Here is a 19354-nt window from a genome sequence, read left to right on the forward strand (position 1 = left end):
CGGCTCGGCTCAGAGGCGGTCGGGCCTGAGCAGCTTGAGGCCCCTGGCCGCCTCGTAGCCGTGGATCTCCTTCACATCGAGCTTGCGCATGAAGGTGATGGCGTCCTTGGTCAGGACCTGGCCTGGCACCATGATCGGGAAGCCCGGGGGATACGGGATCACGAAGTTCGCCGAGATGAGCTCGGGCCCGTTCTCCAGGCGTTTGTCGATCTCGGGGCTGCGCAGCGGCACGTACTCGCAGTTCTCTTCGCGATAGGCCGCGAAGAAGGCCGTCCGCATGTCGCCCTCGGTCGTCTGGGGGCCGCCGTCCTTGCGGTAGGCGTCATGGAAGCGGCTGAAATTCGGCAGGTCCGGGACCTCGGTCATGAGGCTGTGGACCTTCCTCTTGAAGCCGTCGGTCGTCGTCCCGCCGCCCTCCTCCAGTTCGCGGCACACCTGCACCAGCACGCGCAGCAGCAGCGCCACGTCGCTGCGGCTGTTGTTGATGTTGGACTGGATGAGGACCGAGTTGCGGGAGGTCTTGTTGACCTGGATGTTGAAGCGGTTGGCCAGGAGCCCCTTGAAGCTCGTGCCGTCGAACCCGGCCGTGCCGCAGACCAGCGTGAGGCGGGTCGGGTCGAGGAAGAACTCGTCCTCGTTCACGGCCTTGAGCACCGTGCCCCAGTTCGCGCCGGGCGACAGGTAGTCCACGAAGCCCGAGTTGCGGAACTGCTCCGGGATCATCGCGTCGGCGCCGAGCACGCGGAAGTACTTGGACACCAGGGGGTGGCCGTTCACGGCCATCCGGATCTTCAGCGCGATCGTGATGGCGTTCATCACCAGCCCGTAGCCTTCCAGCTCCATCTGCCGGCGCGCCACGTCGAGGCTGGCGATGAGTTGCTGGTTCGGGCTTGTGGAGGCGTGAGTGAAGATCGCCTCGTGGAACTGACTCTCCACGTGCGCGAAGTCGACGTCGCGCACCAGCACCATAGAGCCCTGGCGAATGGCCGACATCGACTTGTGGGTCGAGTTGGTCTGGTAGACGCGCAGCCGCACCTTCCGGGGATCCGGGACGAGGCGCGTCTTCAGCAGCTTCTCGCGTGACGGATCGGGGCCGAGCTCGGCCTGCTGCCGCTCAAAGGCGTCGACGGCTTCGGGGCTGCACAAATAGTCCTTCAGCGCCGCCGCCGCGCCCATGGCGGTGCGCGGGCGCAGGAAAGGCGACCAGTGGGCGAAGCCCGACCAGGCCTCGTCCCACAGGAAGATCAGGTCGGGCTTGATGGCGAGGCATTCCTCCATCACCCGCCGCGTGTTGTACATGTGCCCGTCGAACGTGCAGTTCGTCAGGTCCAGCATGCGCACGCGGTCCAGGCGGCCCTCGTCGCGGAAGTCCAGCAGGGTCTTCTTGATCGTCTCCAGCGGCACCGCGCCGTACATGGAGTACTGGGTCAGCGGGAAGGCCTCGACATAGGCCGGCTGGCCGCCGCTGAGCACCAGCCCGTAGTGGTGCGACTTGTGGCAGTTGCGGTCGACGATCACGACGTCGCCCGGCCGGACCAGGGCCTGCACCACCATCTTGTTGCTGGTCGAGGTGCCGTTGGTGACGAAGAAGACGTGGTCGGCCCCGAAGGCCCGGGCCGCCATCTCCTGCGCCTTCTTGATGTTACCGGTCGGCTCAAGGAGGCTGTCCAGGCCGCCCGTGGTGGCGCTGCTTTCGGCCAGGAACAGGTTCATGCCGTAGAACTCGCCCATGTCGCGGATCCAGTCGGACTGGAAGACCGACTTTCCGCGGGCGATCGGCAGGGCGTGGAAGGTGGCGATCGGGCGCTGGGCGTATTTCTTCAGGTTGTCGAAGAAAGGCGTCTCGTAGCGGGCCGCGACCCCCTCCAGGATGGAGAGATGGAGCTCGATCGGCTCCTCGATCGAGTGGAACACGCGGCGCAGCACATCGGCGTGGGGGTCGCCGGCGATTGTCTCCACGTTGCGGCCGGACAGCATGTAGAGGTCCAGCTCGGGCCGGATCCGCTTGAGAGCGCGGGCCAGCTCCAGTCCCAGGGGCGCCTGGAGCTTCGCCTGGGCGACATGCTCCAGCAATTCGCGGATGACCGGCGCCTGGTGGCGGGAATGGAGCGGCACGTTCTCTCCGACCACCACCGCCGCAAGCCGCGGGTTGAGCACGGTCGCGCAGATGGCGTCCTCGACAGAGCCGACGAACACCGGCTCGTAGACGAACTGATCCTCGCGCCGGCGCAGGCGACGCACCTGGCCCCGCAGCGTCTTCCAGCGCGGCTCCTCCTGGGCGGTGACGTAGAGGACCTCGAAATAGGGTCGCCGAGCCTCGGCCGGCGCGACGACGCTCGGCACGATGTCGGCGGCGACGACGTCCTCCTCCGCCTCCCACTCCTCCACCAGGTCTGAACCGCGGCCCACCATCAGCACTTCGGCGACATGCCGGGCGAGCCGCGCCGCCTCCGCGGCCTCGCCGGTCTCCACCAGGCCCCGCAGGCGCTCCACCGTGGGGCTGCCCGGGATGGCGTGGAACTGTTCGAGCACGGCGAGTTCGTCGAGGGTGTCCGCGAGACCCTGCGGGCGCTCCGCGCCTGCGGCCCAGTCGCGCGCCAGATCGGCCACGACCTGCCAACGGTCGTTGCGCGTGGCGTGCAGCACGAAGAACTGGTCGATGCGGGTCGCCGTCTTGGCCATGAATGCCTCCCTCATGCGCGTGAGGCGGCATCCCGGGCCGGGCGCGCCGCGCAAACATGAGCGCAGCATCCGCGGGCCGACGACCCGGGCGAAGTATCTTACTGTTTCAGGGCGCGACGGGATCGTCAGGCCGGTGACAACCGCTCGGCTGGAGTCCGCCTACAGTAAAATACTGCCCGCGTCGCCCGACGGGCCGCATGCTTGAAGGCGAAATAAATCTCCTCCAGCGAGCGGCTGATGCACAAGAGGATCATCGCGATCGCCGCGGCCTTTGGCGCCGAGCAACGCGCTGCGGACCTCTATGCGCGCAGCCCGGGGTTCCGGACGCTCTGCGACGACCTGGCGGAGGTGATCCGGCTGTCTGAGACGCTTCCCCGCACGCCCGAAAACGCCGTCGCCGCGACGGAATATGACCGGCTCGTGGCCGAACTGGTCGGAGAGCTCCGGGAGTACGTCAGGAATGCGGATCAGTATCGGGGCGCAGGGAAGCAGTCAGAAAAAGGGGGCGACACATGAAGATGATGGTCACCGCCGCCGTCGCGGCGCTCGGGTTCCTCGCGCCGGCCGCGGCCTTCGCCCAAAAGGCCCCGGCCATATCGGGCGCCTATGTGGGCCCTGGCCAAGGCTGCGAGGAGGTTTTCGTCTTCCGCAAAGGGAAGGCCAGCTTCAAGGAGCCCCGCAACGCCTTTGGCTCCGCGTTCCTGGTCCAAGGCGGATCCCTGCGCACCGCCATGGCAAGCTGCAGGATCGGGCGCCGGTCGTCCGACCCGAATGGCGTCACGACGCTTGACCTGAATTGCACCAACACGATGTCGTCGTCGGGCATGAAGGCCTACTTCCGCGCCCGGGAAGACGGCAGCCTGATGCGCCTGTCCGGCCCCAACGAAACCAGCGGCGACAGCTATCATCAGTGCGCGCCCTGAGCGGCCGCGCATCGCTGGGCGCAAGCGCCGGGGCGGCCTCTGACTTTGGGGGCCGCCCCGGCCTTTTCCGTTTCCAAATTTCCGTCTCTCGCTGGGAGGCCTCTCGCTGGGAGGCCTGGAGCCGGAGGCTGGCGGAGGGCCAGGCCCCGCCCTCCGCTGTTCAATGGCCGCCGCTGAAGATCAGGCTCTTGATCGGCATGATCAGCGCCTGGATGCGCAGCAGCAGCGCATGGACGAGTCCGACCGCGTCCACGCCGTGGAGCACGAAGCGCTGGAACGAGCTCAGGTCGGCGCTCTTCAACTCCTCGTGGTGGCTCGTATAGGCGTTGGCGACGCAGCTGCTGCCCGGCGTCACGTCCTCCAGGCCGTTGTCGAAGAGCGGGTCGAGCCGCACCAGCACCGTGCCGGGCTTGGCGACCTGCTGGGCTTCGAGGAGCTGCTCGCCCCCGCGGAACTGGCCGGCCGCGATGTAGTCCTGCACGTCGGTGACCACCATGGGAATGATGCTCCACGGCTTTGAGATGCAGGCCGCCTCGGCCACCATGCCGGCGCGCATCACCTGCGCCTCGATCTGCCCGAAGCCGGCATACAAGGACCGCCGCCCCGCGCCTTCGGGGATCAGCACGCCCGCCGCGCGCATGAACGGGTTGACGATGTCGCCGACCTGCAGCGCGAACTGCTCGACGCGGCCGCTGACGCCGGCGCGGATCACGGTCTTGTTCAGCTCCACCTCGGCTTGCGCCAGAGCGGCCTCGGCGCTGGCCTTCTGCGCCGGCAGCAGCGTGGAGATGCGCGTCTCGACCGCCTGCTTGGCGGCCTGCGCCGCGTCCACCCCGCCCTGGCGCGTGTCGACCAGCGTCTGCAGCTTCTCGATCTCGCGGCGGGCCACGATGTCGGGGTTGCGGCGGTTGAGCTCCTGCTTGGTGGTGAGCTCGTTCAGCGCCTGGTCGTAGGCGCCCTGCGCCTGCGTGATCTGGCCTTCTGACGCCGCCAGGTCCGCCTGCGCCATCACGAGCTGGGCTTCGATCTCGGCCACCTTGCGCCGCGCGGTCTCGGCCTCCGCCTGCTGGCGGGAGTTGTCGAGCCTGAAGATGGGCTGACCCTTCTTCACCTCGTCGCTGCCCTTGACGAAGATCTCCGCCACCCGCCCGTTGGCCTCCGGCACGATGGGCACCGTGCGGAAATAGGCGGTGACGTTGGTCGTCGCCGGGTGGTTGTAGAACACGGTCGTGATCAGGGCGACAGTGAGCATCAGGCAGCCGACGATGCCCCAGCGCAGCTCGAACCACACGGAGAACAGGTTGATCTCCTTGCCGAGCCGCTTGCCCTGCACGAGGCGCCGGTAAAGGTAGTCCGGCAGGAGCGTCAGCATGGAGCAGAGAATGAGTTCGAGCATCGGTCAGCGCTCCACCTGCTTCATGGGACGTTCCTGAACCGGACGGTCCTGCATGGGACGGTCGTGAACCGGGCGGTCGTGAACTGGGCGGTCTTGAACTAGGCGGTCCTGGGCCAGGCTTTCCTGCGCGATGGGCGGCGGCTGCTCCGGGATCCCCTTGCGCTCCACGGCATCCGCCGCATCGGCGCCGGAGTCGGGCGCAAGCCCGGCCATCTTCTCCAGCGAGCCCGCCATGCGCCGCAGCGGCGAGCCCCAGTCGGGGAGATCGACCAGCGCCAGCAGCAGGCCCGCGACCCAGAAGATGTGCTCGTGCGTGAAGAGGGCGAGAAGCCCGAGCACGGCCACGATCTCGAACTGCAGCTTCTGCGACTTGTGGGCCATGCGCTCCGGCAAGGTGTGGATGCGCAGGAACAGCAGCCCCACCCCGAGCACGGCGAACAGGAGGAAGACGCCCGTTCCCACCATCAGCACGTCGGTCTGGCCTGGGGCCGTGATGAATACCGGAAGCTGATGCGGGGCGGCGGGGTTGACGGCGACGGACACGGGGCGGCCTCACGTCTGCGTTGAAGCGCCGCGTCCGCCCGGAGGCGGCGCTGGCGTGCTTCCCCCTAACATCCGCGTCCGCCCGGGGGAGGTTAGTTACGGTAAGATACTGGCGTCCCTCGCCGCGCCCCCGCCAAATCTTCGTGGGGCTGCACGCGCGAATCCGAATGGGCGTTCGATTGATCGCGCCGAGCCCTCCATGCGAAACCGGCCCGCAGCGGCCTTTGGAGGACACCGGGATGCTCAATCGAGGACTGGCCTTCGGCCTTGCGCTCGCCCTGTTCGGCCTGCTCGCCGGCATCGCCCCCGCGGAGGCGCGGACGGGCACGGTGCGCATCCAGATCTTCAAGGCGGGATTCGTGGTCGGGGTGTCGGGCGGCTCCGGCATGCTTACGGTGGCCGGCCGCAGCTACCCGTTGGGGATCGGGGGCGTCAGCCTGGGAGCCACCGTGGGCGCCTCCAAGGCCGAACTGGTCGGCCGCGCCTACAACCTGACCCGTCCCAGCGACATCGAGGGCGTGTACACGGCCGCCGAGTTCGGCGCCGCGATCGCCGGCGGCGGCAAGGTCGCCAAGCTCAAGAACGCCCGCGGGGTCATCCTGGAGGTCCAGGGCCGCCAGGCGGGCCTCATGTTTTCGCTCGACCTGAGCGGGATGCAGATCTCCCTCAGGCGCTAACGCTATCGGAAGCACACGCGCAGGACGAGGCCGCCATGAAGGAAGACGTCTCCCTCAAGGGCAAAACCTACCGCAAAAGGCTCGCCGAGCTGCATGCGGAACTGGTGAAAGTGCAGCTCTGGGCCCAGGCGACCGGAGCCAAGGTCTGCATCGTCTTCGAAGGTCGCGACGGCGCCGGAAAGGGCGGCGTCATCAAGGCCATCATGGAGCGCGTCAGCCCGCGCATTTTCCGGGTGATCGCGCTGCCCGCGCCCACAGAGCGCGAGAAGACGCAGATGTACGTGCAGCGATACCTGCCGCATCTGCCCGCGGGCGGCGAGATCGTGATCTTCGACCGCTCCTGGTACAACCGGGCGGGCGTCGAGCGGGTGATGGGCTTCTGCAAGGAAGAAGAGGCCGAGTTGTTCCTGGACGCCGTGCCTCTGGTGGAACGGGCGATCGTGCACTCGGGCGTCATCCTGCTGAAATACTGGCTCGAGGTGAGCCAGGACGAGCAGACCGCGCGCATGAAGGAGCGCATCGCCGACCCGCGCAAGGTCTGGAAGCTCTCGCCCATGGACCTCGAGTCCTACAGGCGCTGGTATGATTACTCCCGGGCGCGGGACGTGATGTTCGTGAAGACCGACAGCGCCCATGCGCCCTGGTACGCGGTGCGCTCCGACGACAAGAAGCGCATGCGCCTCAACGTGATCCGGCACATTCTCGACCACATCCCCTACGAGGACGTGCCGATGAAGAAGGTGAAGCTGCCCAAGCGCGACAAGGACCCGTCCTACGTGGAGCCGCAGTACGCCCGCAACTGGGTGCCCAACGTCTATTGAAGACCGCGGAGGCGCGCCTTGTAGCCGTCGCGCCTGCCACGCTCACGACGCCATGAGACCGACGATGATCGAGCCCCAGGTGGTGAGCAGGATATGGCCCACCGGAACCGCGGGAGTGTAGCCGAGCACCGCGACGGGGCTGCCGGAGCGCTCCTGAACGGCCGCCATGGCGGCCGTCATGGTTTGCGCGCCCGCAATCGCCCCGAGCACGAGCACCGGGTTCATGCCGAGCACGTAGCGGCCCAGCAAGAGGCCCACCACCGGCGGCGCCAGGGTGACGACCATGCCGCCGAACACGAGCCCGACGCCCGCCTCCGCGACGGCCTTGAAGAACACCGGGCCGGCATGGAGTCCCGTCATCCCCACGAACGCGGCCAGTCCCAGCGCCGTCATGAGGTTGACGGCGCCATCGGGAATGCGTCCGAACAGGGGATAGCGCGTGCGCAGATGCCCGACGGCCAGACCCGCGAGCAGCGTGCCGACGCTGGTGCTGAGCGTGATCCTGAGGCCTCCGATCGGAAAGGTGACCAGCACGCCGATGAGGCCGCCGAGGAAGATCGCCAGGCCCAACACGACGAAATCCGTCGCCGTCGTGGGCGCCACGACGGCGCCGATGCGCGCCGCCGTTGTCCGGACAACCTCTTCGGGGCCGACCAGGCGCAGGACGTCGCCCTTGTCGATCACCAGGCCGGGGGCGATGGGCATCTCCTCGCCCCCCGGGTCATGGATCGAAGGTAGACGCAGCGCGTCCAATCCTCCTGGCCGACCTCCGCGACGGTGCGCCCCGCAAAATCGGGGCTCTGCACCAGGACGTCGAGCGAGGCTATCGGGAGGTCGAGCAGCTCACGATCATCCACTTCTTCCGCCCGCGGCCCGACCCGCTCGACGATGATGTCCCGCCGTCCGGAAATGGAGAGAACATCCCCTGGCTCCAGGATGAGTCCCATCTCCGCCGCCAGGATGCGCTCCCCCCGGCGGACATGCTGGATGAACAGCCGATGGTCACGCGCTCCCGCCTCCGCCTCCGCGACCGTCCGGCCCGCCAAGGGCGACTCCGCCGCCAGCCGAAAGGCGCGGAGCTCGAATTTGCGCCAGGCGGAGGCGACGCCCGGCTTCTGCCGGGAGATGCCCAGCTTCTTCTCCAGGGCCAGCGCTTCCTCGCGCAGATCGACCCCGAGCAGCGCCGGGGCGATCACGCTGCAGAACAGGATGAGCCCTGCCGTGCCGAAGACGTAGCAGACGGCGTCCGCCACCGCGATATGCGCGACATAGCGGGCCTTGTCGGCGTCCGGGAGCGGCAGTTGGTTGATCGCCTCGGTCGCCGTGCCCATCGCCGGACTTTCGGTGAGGGCGCCGGAAAGAAGGCCGGCGGAGAACCCCGGATCGAGCTTCAGGGAGCGTGCGACCGCCACGGCCACGATCAGCCCCGTCACGGTGCACGCCAGCGCCAGCAGCACGGGTTTCAGACCGTCACGCCTGAGGGACTGCAAGAACTGCGGGCCGACCGAATAGCCGATGCCGAACAGGAAAAGCAGAAACAGGAAGGACTTCAGCATGCCCGAGACCGGCGCCTCGGCGAACTGCCCGACGAGGATGCCCGCGAACAACGAGCCGGTGACCGGGCCAAGTCCGAACCCGGCGATCTTGAAGCCGCCGATCCAATACCCGGCGCTGATCACCAGGAAGAGGGTCAGTTCGGGATATCGGACCAGGAAGTCGTGAAGCCACGCGAGCACGGCGGTTTCTCCGGCCATGCGCGAACCGCGGAAGTCCGGCCGCGCTCGAGCCAGCATGCGCCCGCGGCTTGCCTTGCATGAGTGTCTTACAGTAGCGCCGCCTCCCGGAGATCGCGCCCTCACCAGCTCGCTGAGAGGCGCTCCCGCGCCGGAGAACGTCCACGCGAATCTTACCGTAAGATACCTGTCCAGGCCGCGTCGAAGTGCTTGGATATGCAAAGCGCCACCCGATAAATGCTCGGCGATTCACGCCTTGAGCTAGGCCACGCTGTTCGCTGTCGAGCGCTGCGTTTCACCATGACGAGGAGGACGACCATGCTGAAACCCGTATTGATCGCAGCCGCCGTGATCGGATTGGGCTGGAGCTCGGCCCACGCGCAGTCCGCCTCCCCTGCGGCGGCCGGCTCGGACAGGTTGAGCAGCGCCGACCTCAGCGCCATCCTGGATGCGCGGATCGCGGCGACCAAGTTCGCCCTTCAACTCACCCCTGAGCAGATGAAGCTGTGGCCACCCGTGGAGGAAGCCATCCGCGCCAGGGCGGCCGCACGTCATCTCAGGATCGCCCGTCTTCAATCGGGGCAGTTCGAGGACGCGAGCCTGGCCGACCTGATGCGCAAGCGGGCCGACAACCTCATCCAGCGGGGGGAAAGCCTGAAGAAGCTTGCGGACGCCTGGCAACCCTTGGCCGCGACCCTCTCCGACGAACAGAAGCATCGGTTGGCGGTTCTCACCCTCTTCGTCCTGCGGGAAGTTCGCGACCTGAGATCCCGCGGGCATTCTTCGGTCGATTTTTCGGACGACGATGACGAAGAGTAGGCGAGCGAGGCGCATGGCGCTCCCTCGTCGCGCGCTCCCTGAGAGCATCCCAAGGACGCGATCCATGCGTGACCAGGGCCAGACTCCGCCGATTTGAAAAGAACCGCAGGGCGCCGGCGCGGACCGGCGCCCTTGGATCTTTCCACCGGGCCGCCTTCGAGGGCGGCTCGGCCGATCGGTTACGGAGGTCACGATGAAAAAGATCGCTTCTGTCGCCCTTGCGTCGATGCTGGCCCTCGGCGTTCTCGGTCCTTCCCCGGCTTCCGCGCAGTGGCGCGGCATGGGGCACTGGCGCGGCGGCTGGGGCCATGGTGGCTGGGGCCACGGCGGATGGGGCCACGGCGGGTGGGGCGGCGGCTGGGGACGCTGGCACGGCGGATGGGGAGGCGGCTGGGGCTGGGGAGCCGGATTGGCCGCAGGTCTGACCGGGCTCGTGATTGGATCCGCCCTCGCCGGCCCCGCTTATGGATACGGCTATGGCTATGACTACCCCTATGACGACTATGGCTACGGTTACGGCTATGGCTCGCCCTATTACGGGGCCGCGTATGTCGACGATCCCTACTACAGCTACGGCTACGCCCCTGTGTATGCGGCGCCGCGTGTCGTGGTCGTTCACCGGGGCTACTGGCCCCGCCGGGCCTATTATCGGCGGGCCTACTGGGGACCCGGCTACCATGGCCGGTTTTATCGGGCAGGCTACTATGGCCGTCCCCTTTATCGGGGAAGCTACGTGAGGCGGGTAGCCTGGCACGGCCGGCGGTTCTGACGCAGAGAGGCGGGGCCGCCCCGGCTCCGCCACTCCGCATTGCACCCACTTTGCACGATGAAGAGGCCCGCGCATTTTGCTGACGCTCGCCAGCATCGGCCTGGCTCAGGCCAATGCGCCCCTGCACTCCGCTGAGACGCCGGAGACCTTAAGGATGACTGGCTCGGAAGACATCGGAACCACAGTGCTCCGCAACATGCTCCTCGGCCGGTGGGCCGCCGACAAGCTGAGCATCACAGGCTCCGATGCCGACAACTATGCGCAAGACCTCGCCCAGGGAACATACGATCCGGCCCGCAACGACGTGTTCAGCAAAATCCGCAAGGATTTCGACGCCGCAGGCGTCTCGATCTCGGACACGCAGATCCTGAGCGCCATGACGGAGCTCATGATCAGGGCCGGCAACCAGCTGTCCCGCAGCACTGGCGGCGTCGCTGACGCAGCAGCCGTGAAGCTCAAGCGCAACCTGATGGGGTGACCAGGGGGTCAAGGAGAGTCTTGCTCCCGGAGCAGGACCGATTTTAGGGAAAGGCCGGGGTGCGAGGCGGAGCTCCAGTGAGCGCTCGCTCCTCAAAGGCCCGCGCGCTCGCCGCCCGACATGATCATGTGGGTGAGATCGTCCGGCTCCAGTCCCTCGATGGGGCGGTCCACCACCTTACGACCGCGGCTCAGGATGGCCACGCGCGAGGCGAGCGCGACGACGTCGCGCATGTTGTGGCTGATCAGGATCACGGTGCGCCCGTCCGCCTTGAGGCTGCGCACGAGGTCGAGCACCTGTGCGGTCTCGCGCACGCCGAGGGCGGCCGTGGGCTCGTCCATGATGATGATGTCGGCGTTCCACCGCAGGGCCCGCGAAATCGCGACCGCCTGCCGCTGCCCGCCCGAGAGGCGTTCCACCGGCTGGCGCATGTCCGGCAGCGATACAGAAAGACGCCCGAGGTAGCGCTTCGCCTCCTCGCGCATGCGCGCCTTGTCGAGCCAATGGACGAAGCCGACGCGGCGCGTCAGCTCGGCGCCCATGAACACGTTCTCGGCCACGGACAGCCGCGGCGCGAGAGCGAGGTCCTGGTAGATGGTGGCGACGCCCTTCTGCAGGGCGTCATGCGGCGAGCCGAAGCGGACCGGTTCGCCGCGCAGCGTCATGGTTCCGGCGCTCGGGGGCTGCGCGCCGGAGATGACCTTGATGAGCGAGGACTTCCCGGCCCCGTTGTCGCCGCAGATGGCCAGCACGTCGCCTCGACAAACGTCGAGGTCCACGTCGGACACGGCCTGCACGCCGCCATAGCTCTTCGAGATCCCCCGCAGGCTGAGGATCGGGGTCGCCGCCTCGCTCATCAGGCCGTCACTTCAGGAACTGCTTCACGTTGGACTGCTCCACGAGCACCGCGTCCACATAGAGGTAGGGTCCCTTGGTCACGTTGTCCTTGGGCTGCTTCTTCGCCACGATCGTGTCAACGGCCTCCACGGCCGCCTTGCCCATCTGCTCGAACGGGATCGCGACGGTGGCCAGCAGCGTGCTCTCCGGGTCGGCGATCCGGCGATAGGTCTCCTCGCCGCCATCCACGGACACCAGCGGGATCTGGCCCTTCTTCACGCCCTGCTGCTGCAGGATGTCGTCGATGATGTAGGCCTGGCCGTCGAAGGACGCCCAGATTCCCTGGACCTTGCCCTGGTTCTGCAGCAGCAGCGCCTGCATGCCGCTCTTCACATCGTCGCGCCAGCTCTGCGTGCGCGCCATGGAGAACTTGCCGACGTCCTTCACGGACGGGTTCTCCGACAGCACGGCGTCGAGAACCTTGCCGCGGATACGCGTGGCGACGTTGCCGTCGAACCGCGCCGTGAGCAGTTGGCCCTGGTAGTTCATCTGGCCCAGCAGATACATGGCCGCCTCGGCGCCGACCTTGTACTCGTTGGGCTGGATGTCGAAGAGCGTGTGCGGGCTGCCGCCGGACATCACCGTGATCACGGGGATGCCCTTGTCCTTGGCTTCCTTGAACTGCGCGTCGGCCTCGATGGGCTTGCCCATCGCGACGATGATGGCGTCGACCTTCTTGGTGATCAGCGTCTCGAACTGCTCGGCGTGCTTGGGCAGCGCGCCCTCCGAGTTGAGCAGCGTCACCGTCCAGCCCTTGGCCTTGGCGGCCGCCGCGGCCGCATTGGCGACGCGCGCGTGGGTCTCGGACGAGAACTGGAATCCCACGATGCCGACCTCGAAGGCCTGCGCGGCCAAGGTGCTCGCCATCAGAGTTGCGCCGGCCAGAATGGCCGCCTTCAGGGCGTTCATATTGCGCCTCCCCCCGTTTTTCACACTCATACTTTGAACGCGGCCTGCTTGACCACGCTCGCCGAAAAAGCCACCGAGCCGATGATGATCAGGCCCAGCATGATGTCCTGCACGTAATAGGCTGCGCCCATCAGCACGAGGCCGTTGCCGAGCGCCTTCAGGACGAAGGCCGCGAACACGGTCCCCGGCACGTTGGGTCGGCCCGGCTCGAACATCGTCATGCCAAGCAGCACCGCCGCGATGGCGTAAAGGAAATAGTCGCCAGCCATGTTGGGCGCGGCCGACGACACGTTGGCGGCCAGCAGCACGGCCGTGAGACCGGCGCAGAGGCCCGAGAGAACGAGCCCGATGCGCTTCATCCGGGCGGTCGCGATGCCCGCCAGGCGGGCCGCCTCCTCGGCCTCGCCGGTCGCCACCATGCGGGCGCCCGTCCGCGTCCACTTCACGAGGCCGTAGGCGAAGGCGGTGGCCCCGACAAGCCACAGGACGAGGTTGGGCACGCCGAGAGTCGCGCCGCGGGACAGGCCCGTGAAGCTCGTCGGCCAGCGGCCCACGAAGGCGACTCCCTGGGTTTCCATGAAGGCGAGGCCGCGGGCGATGGCGGCCGTGCCAAGCGTCGCGATCAGGGAGGGCACGCGCAGAACCGTCACGCTGACGCCATTGACCAGCCCGAGCCCGAGCCCGACGCCGAGCCCGGCCAGCACGGCGAGGTTTGGATCGAACTTGTTCTGGATCAGCGCGCCGGTGGTCACGGCCGACAGGCTCGCCACCTCGGCGATCGAGAGGTCCAGCTCGGCGATGGTCAGCGCCAGCCCGAATCCCAGCGCCAGGATGGCCAGGAAGCTCGTGTCCTTGACGACGTTCAGCAGGTTGCCCGGCGAGGCGAAATTCGGTGCGAGGACGACGAAGGCGAGGACCATCGCCAGGCCGGCGATGGCCGTACCGTAGAGCTCTATGAGGCGTTTCATGAAGGGCAGTGTGGGCGGGGGCGAACGCGGAAGGGTTGCACAGTAGGGGCGGCGCGCGGCCCGCGCCAGCCGTTTGCGATGGATTTGGCCCTATTTCGCGAATTGCGCGCCTGCGAGCGCGTGCGAAAGGGGCGCGAGGGCCTGCTCAGCCTGTCGATAGAGACCGTAGAGCCGCTCGAGAGCCGCCGCCCTCTGGCGGTTGGGCTCGAACCGCGCAGCCGGACGCGCGAGGCGGTCCTGCGCGGCGGCGAGCGGCTCGCCGTCGAGGGCCGCAGCCGCAGCGATGGCCCCGCCCAGCAGGCCGGGCTCCGCATGACCCGAGGTCACCACCGGGACGTTGCACACGTCGGCCTTCGCCTGCGCCCAGGCCGGGCTCGCGGCGCCGCCCCCGCCGAAGCGGATCTCGCCCACTCGAAAGCCCAGCGCCGCTTCCGCGCGTTCGAACACCAGCCGGTTCAGGAAGGCGACGCCCTCCAGCACCGCCCAGGCGCAGTCGGTCGCCGTGTGGCGCCGATTGAGCCCGACGAAGGCGCCCCGCAGCAGCGGATCCCAGTAGGGCGTGCGCTCGCCTTGGAGGTAGGGCAGGAACAGGAGCGGCTGCGGGAGGCGCTCCCGCGCCAGCAGCGCGTCGAGCGTGGGCCCGACGGGCGCACCTGCATGGCCCAGCAGGTCCAGCGCCCACCGCAAGGCGTCCGCCCCGTTCTGGCCGGGGCCGCCCAGGTGGCAGAGGCCGCCCCAATCCACGCTCATGAGGCCCTCGGCCGCGGCGGGCGTTTCCGAGAAGACCCCGATCACCTCGGTGGTGCCGGACAGGTTGTAGGCTCCCCGGTGGCGCAGGGCGCCCAGGCCGAGCACCGAGGCCCAGGTGTCGTGCGCCATCATCACCACGCTCGCGCCGGCGAGCTGGCCCAGCGCGCCCGCAAGACCCGGCCGCACCGTCCCGAGCGCGGTCGCCGGCGCCAGCAGCGGCGGGCAGAGATCCGGCATGCCGGCGTGGGCGAAAAGCGGCAGCCCGGCGTCGTCCTTGCGCGCGCAGGCGGCCATGCGGGCCGAGGCGATGGGATCGGAAGCGATCCGGCCTGTCAGGCGCGCGTTGATCCAGTCCTTGGGGTCGAGCACCCGGGCGACGCGGGCGAAATCACCGGGGCTGCGCCGCCGCGACCACGCCAGGCGGGCGAGCGGGTGATAGGCGTTGACCAGCGCTGTCTCTGGGTCGTCGGGGGACAGCCGGGCCCGGAGTTCATCGGCCATCTCCGCCGAGCGGGCGTCCGTCCAGGTGAGCGCCGGACCGACCGTATCGCCCTTGTCGTCGACGAACACCTGGGTGCGGGTCACGCTCGTCACGGCCACGGCCGTGGCCGCGCGGAAAGCCGCCGGGGCAGACCTGGCCAGGTCCACGGCGGCCTCGCCGAGCAGGGCCCACCAGCGTTCGGGGTCAGCCTCGGCGCTGCCCGCCGGGCCGAAGGGCTCGGCCTGGCTCGACGAGGCGAGCACGGCTCCGTCGCCCGAGACGAGCGCAGCCCTGAGGCTGGTGCCCCCCAAGTCCACCGCCAAGACGATCCTGTCCACGCCCCTCTCCTTCCGTAACCGCGCCAGCGCTTGCGCTCAGCGGCCCGCGTTGTCCAGCCCTTATCCCGCTCGGCGCGTTCGCGCCGGCGGGAGCGCTTGTCCAAAGCGGAATGGGCCTCGCCCATCATTTCGGTTGTGGCCCAGCGGCCAGGTTGTAGGTTTCGCGGCAGGAGACCTTTGATGACCAAGCCTGCCATGTTGTGGGGCGGCCGCTTCCGGCACCCCCCGGCCCCCGAACTGATGCGCCTGTCGCGCGCGGACGCGAGCTTCTTCCGGCTCACCCTCTATGACGTCGACGCCTGCCAGACGCATGCGCGCGAACTGGAGCGCGCGGGCCTCCTCCAGCCCGACGAACGCGCCGCCATCTGCGAGGCGCTGGCCGGAATCGCGAAGGACCACGCCGACGGGAAGGTCAGCCCGATCGCCACGGACGAGGACGTCCACACCTTCATCGAGCGCCTCCTGGTGGAGCGGCTCGGGGCTCTCGGAGGCAAGCTGCGGGCCGGGCGCTCGCGCAACGACCAGGCCGCCAACGACCTCAAGCTCTACCTGCGGGACGGCGCCCGGCGGCTGGCGGAGGAGATCCTCGGCCTGCAGGAGGCGCTGCTCGCCCAGGCCGGCCGCCACGTGGAGACCGTGGCGCCCGGGTTCACCCACCTCCAGCCGGCGCAGCCGGTGAGCTTCGCCCACCAGCTCCTCGCCCACGCCCAGACCCTGTGGCGCGACGTCGAGCGGCTGCGCGACTGGGACCGGCGGGCCGCGACCTCCCCGCTCGGCGCCGCCGCCCTGGCCGGCTCGGCCATCGCCCTGCGCGCGGACCTGTCGGCCGCCGAGCTCGGCTATGACGCGCCGTGCGAGAACTCCATCGACGCGGTCGGCAGCCGCGACCATGTCGCCGAGTTCGTGTTCGTCGCCGCCATGGCCAACGTGCACCTGTCGCGGCTGGCGGAGGAGCTGTTCCTGTGGTCGTCGCGCCAGTTCGGCTGGATCGAGCTGCACGACTCCTACGCCACGGGCTCGTCGATCATGCCGCAGAAGAAGAACGCGGACATCGCGGAGCTCGCGCGCGGCCGCGCGGCGCGCCTCATCGGCGACCTCGCCACCACCCTCACGATGCTCAAGGGCCTGCCCTTCGCGTATAACCGCGACCTCTCCGAGGACAAGCGCGCCGCCTTCGACGCGCTGGACTCCATGCTGGTGATCCTGCCCCCCATGGCCGGCATGGTGGCGACCATGACGGTGCGGGTCGACCGCTTGCTGGCGCAATCCACCGACGGGTTCACGCTGGCGACCGAGGTTGCGGACTGGCTGTCGCGCCGAGGCGTCCCCTTCGCGGAGGCCCACGAGATCACGGGCGCCCTGGTGCAGGCCTGCGAAGCCAGGGGCATCGGGCTCCAGGACCTCACGGCCGCCGACCTCGCGGCCGTGGACCCGCGGCTCGAGGCGTCGCTCATGCGGGCGCTGACCCCGCAGGCCGCGATCGCGGCCCGCTCGGGACCGGGCGGCACGGCGCCGGAGCGCGTGCGCGAACAGATGGCGCGCCTGGAGGCGCGGATGGCCGAGCAGCGCGCCTGGGCGCAGGCCTATACGGGCCCGCGCCACCTCCCCGCGCGGGACGCGCGCGCATGAGCGGGCCCGCCGTCGCGGCGCCGGGCGGGCCCGCCGGGGTCTCGCCCTACGAGATCGCGCATCTGACCCATGTGCGGCCGAAGCATTACGGGCGCTGGATCGCGGCCGCGCTGGTGCTCGCGGCCTTCGCGGCGGTCGTGAAGGCGTTCGTCGAGGGGCAGATCGCCTGGGCCGTGGTCGGCCAGTTCCTGACGGCCTCGGCCATTCTGAGCGGTCTGGTCAACACGGTCGCCATGACGGTGTGGGCCATGGCGCTGGGCGTCGCGCTCGGGGTGCTGTTCGCCATCATGGTGATGTCGCCGAACCCGGTGCTGCGCTGGCTGGCGCGCTTCTACATCTGGTTCTTCCGCGGCACGCCGCTGCTGCTGCAGCTGCTGCTGTGGTTCAACCTCGCCCTCGTGTTCCCGCGCATCGGCATCCCGGGGCTGATCGAGTGGCGCACCGTGGACGTCATGACGCCCTTCATGGCGACGCTGCTCGGGCTCGGCATCAACCAGGGCGCCTACACGGCCGAGGTGGTGCGCGGCGGCATTCTCAGCGTGGACCCGGGCCAGACCGAAGCCGCCAAGACCATCGGCATGACGCGGCTCACGACGCTGCGCCGGATCGTCCTGCCGCAGGCCATGCGGGTGATCATCCCGCCGGTCGGCAACGAGGTGATCAGCATGGTGAAGCTCACCTCCGTGGCCAGCGTGATCCAGTACTCCGAGATCCTGCGCAACGCGCAGACGATCTACTTCGCCAACGCGCGCGTCATCGAGCTCCTGATCGTGGCGGCCATCTGGTACCTGGCCGTGGTCACCGTGCTCACGGTCGGCCAGCACCTGCTGGAGCGCCGGTTCGCCCGGGGCGGTCGCACGCAGCCCCGCCCCGAGGCGGGTGCCGAGGGGGCGCAGGCATGACGCCCATGATCGTCGCGCTGGACGTGCGCAAGACCTTCGGGCCCCTGAAGGCGCTGGACGGTGTCTCTCTCGAGGTCGCCCGCGGCGAGGTGGTGTGCGTCATCGGCCCGTCCGGATCCGGCAAGAGCACCTTCCTGCGCTGCATCAACCAGCTGGAACGCATCGACGGCGGCGCCATCTGGGTCAATGGCGAGCTGATCGGCTACCGGCGCGAAGGTGACCGGCTGTTTCCGCTCAGCGACCGCGAGGTCGCGCGCCAGCGCCTGGCGAGCGGCATGGTGTTCCAGCGCTTCAACCTGTTCGCGCACCTGACCGTGCTGCAGAACATCATCGAAGGGCCGGTCACGGTGTTGCGGCGGCCCCGCCCCGAGGCGGTAGCCGAGGCGATGGCCCTGCTGGAGCGCGTTGGCCTCGCGGACAAGCGCGAATCCTATCCGGCCGAGCTTTCCGGCGGCCAGCAGCAGCGCATCGCCATTGCCCGCGCGCTCGCAATGAAGCCGGAGATCCTCCTGTTCGACGAGCCGACCTCGGCCCTGGATCCCGAGCTCGTCGGCGACGTGCTCGCCGTGATGCGGGATCTCGCCCGCGGCGGCATGACCATGGTGGTGGTGACCCATGAGCTCGGCTTCGCCCGCGAAGTGGCGAACCGGGTCGTGTTCATGGACCGCGGCCGCGTGGTCGAACAGGGCCCTCCTGCGACGCTGCTGTCCAACCCATCCCACGCCCGCACACGCGAATTCATCGCGGCCGTGCTGCCCTGACCGCTCCGACCAATCCGAGAAACTGGAGGACTCCCATGAAGCCCATCGCCACCCTCGCCCTCGCGGCGGCCGCCCTGGCTGCGAGCGCGTCGCTTGCGGCCGCGCAGACCGCGCCTGACCGCATCAAGCAGGCCGGCAAGCTCGTGATCGCGACCTTCCCGAACTATGCGCCGATCACCTACAAGGACCCCGGCTCCAACACGCTGACGGGCTTCGACATCGACCTGGGCGAGGCGATCGCCAAGACGCTCGGCGTCAAGGCCGAGTGGCAGGAGATCGCCTTCGCGCAGATGCTGCCGTCCTTGCAGACAGGCCGCGTCGACATGGTGATGGCCGGCATGAGCGACCTGCCGACCCGCCGCGAGGTGGCGGATTTCGTCGATTACATGACCTCGGGCGCACAGTTCTACACGATCACGGCGCTCGCCAACGAGATCAAGTCGCCGGCCGACCTGTGCGGCAAGAGCGTGGGCGCGAGCCGCTCCACCAACTGGCCCCAGCAGATCGGCGACTGGAGCAAGGCCAACTGCGAAGGCAAGGGCAAGCCCGCGATCACCGTTGTCGGCACCGAGGGATCCGTCGACGCCCGCACGCAGCTGAAGACCCAGCGCCTGCAGGCGGCCGTGCAGGGCAACGAGACCCTGCCCTATTTCCAGAAGCTCGAGCCCAACACCTATGTGCCTCTGGGCAAGGCGTTCACGCAATCGCTGGTCGGCATCCCGTTCACCAAGGCCGAGGGCGGCCTGCGCGACGCCGTGAAGGGCGCTCTCGAGAAGCTGCAGGCCGACGGCACCTACGACCAGCTCCTCGCCAAGTACGGCCTTCAGGACAACGCGCTGAAGCCGATCTCGATCAACAAGGGCGAGTGAGGCATCGGA

20 protein-coding genes are annotated in these 19354 nt (G+C 68.7%); 11 read left to right on the forward strand and 9 right to left on the reverse strand.

The window, feature by feature from the left end; translation table 11 throughout:
• Positions 1 to 9 precede the first annotated feature (9 nt).
• The gene (locus SLNSH_RS08270; protein WP_106336204.1) at positions 10 to 2682 is read right to left on the reverse strand and encodes a decarboxylase; all 2673 of its coding nucleotides are present in this window, start codon (positions 2680 to 2682) and stop codon (positions 10 to 12) included.
• A 237-nt stretch (positions 2683 to 2919) separates the two neighbouring features.
• Between SLNSH_RS08270 and SLNSH_RS08275 the strand changes: the two genes are divergently transcribed.
• Both SLNSH_RS08275 and SLNSH_RS08280 read left to right on the forward strand, forming a co-directional pair.
• Positions 2920 to 3198, forward strand: a complete 279-nt coding sequence (locus SLNSH_RS08275) for a hypothetical protein (protein WP_106336205.1) — start codon at positions 2920 to 2922, stop codon at positions 3196 to 3198.
• A complete protein-coding gene (locus SLNSH_RS08280; protein ID WP_106336206.1) occupies positions 3195 to 3605 on the forward strand; it encodes a hypothetical protein in 411 nt (136 codons plus the stop codon). Before SLNSH_RS08275 ends, SLNSH_RS08280 begins: the two co-directional genes overlap by 4 nt.
• A 160-nt stretch (positions 3606 to 3765) precedes the next feature.
• On the opposite strand, the gene SLNSH_RS08285 is transcribed toward SLNSH_RS08280, so the two are convergent.
• The gene (locus SLNSH_RS08285) at positions 3766 to 5001 is read right to left on the reverse strand and encodes an HlyD family secretion protein (RefSeq protein ID WP_106336207.1); all 1236 of its coding nucleotides are present in this window, start codon (positions 4999 to 5001) and stop codon (positions 3766 to 3768) included.
• A gap of 3 nt (positions 5002 to 5004) precedes the next feature.
• The gene (locus tag SLNSH_RS08290; protein ID WP_245422142.1) at positions 5005 to 5544 is read right to left on the reverse strand and encodes a hypothetical protein; all 540 of its coding nucleotides are present in this window, start codon (positions 5542 to 5544) and stop codon (positions 5005 to 5007) included.
• Between the two features lie 239 nt (positions 5545 to 5783).
• Here SLNSH_RS08290 and SLNSH_RS08295 point away from each other — a divergent pair, with 239 nt between their 5' ends.
• Positions 5784 to 6221, forward strand: coding sequence for a lipid-binding SYLF domain-containing protein (locus tag SLNSH_RS08295; protein WP_106336208.1), 438 nt, complete (start codon positions 5784 to 5786; stop codon positions 6219 to 6221).
• 35 nt (positions 6222 to 6256) lie between these two features.
• Positions 6257 to 7042 (forward strand): polyphosphate kinase 2, encoded by a 786-nt coding sequence (ppk2, locus tag SLNSH_RS08300; protein ID WP_106336209.1) that lies wholly within the window; start codon positions 6257 to 6259, stop codon positions 7040 to 7042.
• A 42-nt stretch (positions 7043 to 7084) separates the two neighbouring features.
• Here ppk2 and SLNSH_RS25300 read toward each other — a convergent pair whose 3' ends face one another.
• Positions 7085 to 7747 (reverse strand): aspartate-alanine antiporter-like transporter, encoded by a 663-nt coding sequence (locus tag SLNSH_RS25300; RefSeq protein ID WP_245422144.1) that lies wholly within the window; start codon positions 7745 to 7747, stop codon positions 7085 to 7087.
• Positions 7723 to 8778, reverse strand: a complete 1056-nt coding sequence (locus SLNSH_RS25305; protein WP_245422145.1) for an aspartate-alanine antiporter-like transporter — start codon at positions 8776 to 8778, stop codon at positions 7723 to 7725. Before SLNSH_RS25305 ends, SLNSH_RS25300 begins: the two co-directional genes overlap by 25 nt.
• A 315-nt stretch (positions 8779 to 9093) precedes the next feature.
• On the opposite strand from SLNSH_RS25305, the gene SLNSH_RS08310 reads away from it, so the two are divergent.
• The 3 genes from SLNSH_RS08310 to SLNSH_RS08320 all read left to right on the forward strand — a co-directional run bounded on the left by SLNSH_RS08310 (position 9094) and on the right by SLNSH_RS08320 (position 10841).
• Positions 9094 to 9594 carry a Spy/CpxP family protein refolding chaperone gene (locus tag SLNSH_RS08310; protein WP_106336210.1) on the forward strand — a complete coding sequence of 167 codons (501 nt, stop codon included), beginning with the start codon at positions 9094 to 9096 and terminating at the stop codon, positions 9592 to 9594.
• A 193-nt stretch (positions 9595 to 9787) separates the two neighbouring features.
• Positions 9788 to 10363 (forward strand): hypothetical protein, encoded by a 576-nt coding sequence (locus SLNSH_RS25140; protein WP_196240224.1) that lies wholly within the window; start codon positions 9788 to 9790, stop codon positions 10361 to 10363.
• A gap of 154 nt (positions 10364 to 10517) precedes the next feature.
• On the forward strand, positions 10518 to 10841 hold the full coding sequence (locus SLNSH_RS08320; protein WP_106336268.1) for an ATPase inhibitor subunit zeta: 324 nt from the start codon (positions 10518 to 10520) through the stop codon (positions 10839 to 10841).
• Positions 10842 to 10933: 92 nt separating this feature from the next.
• Here SLNSH_RS08320 and SLNSH_RS08325 read toward each other — a convergent pair whose 3' ends face one another.
• The 4 genes from SLNSH_RS08325 to SLNSH_RS08340 form a co-directional block, all read right to left on the reverse strand.
• Positions 10934 to 11698 carry an ATP-binding cassette domain-containing protein gene (locus SLNSH_RS08325; RefSeq protein ID WP_106336211.1) on the reverse strand — a complete coding sequence of 255 codons (765 nt, stop codon included), beginning with the start codon at positions 11696 to 11698 and terminating at the stop codon, positions 10934 to 10936.
• 7 nt (positions 11699 to 11705) lie between these two features.
• Positions 11706 to 12647 (reverse strand): sugar ABC transporter substrate-binding protein, encoded by a 942-nt coding sequence (locus SLNSH_RS08330; RefSeq protein ID WP_106336212.1) that lies wholly within the window; start codon positions 12645 to 12647, stop codon positions 11706 to 11708.
• A 26-nt stretch (positions 12648 to 12673) separates the two neighbouring features.
• Entirely contained in the window at positions 12674 to 13615 is a 942-nt protein-coding gene (locus tag SLNSH_RS08335; RefSeq protein ID WP_106336213.1) for an ABC transporter permease, read from the reverse strand.
• Positions 13616 to 13705: 90 nt separating this feature from the next.
• Positions 13706 to 15184, reverse strand: a complete 1479-nt coding sequence (locus tag SLNSH_RS08340; RefSeq protein WP_245422147.1) for a xylulokinase — start codon at positions 15182 to 15184, stop codon at positions 13706 to 13708.
• A 180-nt stretch (positions 15185 to 15364) separates the two neighbouring features.
• Here SLNSH_RS08340 and argH point away from each other — a divergent pair, with 180 nt between their 5' ends.
• The 4 genes from argH to SLNSH_RS08360 are packed head-to-tail and all read left to right on the forward strand — an operon-like array spanning position 15365 to position 19345.
• Entirely contained in the window at positions 15365 to 16813 is a 1449-nt protein-coding gene (argH, locus tag SLNSH_RS08345; RefSeq protein ID WP_106336214.1) for an argininosuccinate lyase, read from the forward strand.
• The gene (locus SLNSH_RS08350; RefSeq protein WP_106336215.1) at positions 16810 to 17715 is read left to right on the forward strand and encodes an amino acid ABC transporter permease; all 906 of its coding nucleotides are present in this window, start codon (positions 16810 to 16812) and stop codon (positions 17713 to 17715) included. Before argH ends, SLNSH_RS08350 begins: the two co-directional genes overlap by 4 nt.
• Positions 17712 to 18476, forward strand: a complete 765-nt coding sequence (locus tag SLNSH_RS08355) for an amino acid ABC transporter ATP-binding protein (protein ID WP_106336216.1) — start codon at positions 17712 to 17714, stop codon at positions 18474 to 18476. Before SLNSH_RS08350 ends, SLNSH_RS08355 begins: the two co-directional genes overlap by 4 nt.
• Before the next feature lie 35 nt (positions 18477 to 18511).
• The gene (locus tag SLNSH_RS08360) at positions 18512 to 19345 is read left to right on the forward strand and encodes an ABC transporter substrate-binding protein (RefSeq protein ID WP_106336217.1); all 834 of its coding nucleotides are present in this window, start codon (positions 18512 to 18514) and stop codon (positions 19343 to 19345) included.
• Positions 19346 to 19354: the final 9 nt, after the last annotated feature.

It is taken from the genome of Alsobacter soli, assembly GCF_003004785.1.
GTDB classification, from domain to species: Bacteria; Pseudomonadota; Alphaproteobacteria; order Rhizobiales; family Beijerinckiaceae; genus Alsobacter; species Alsobacter soli.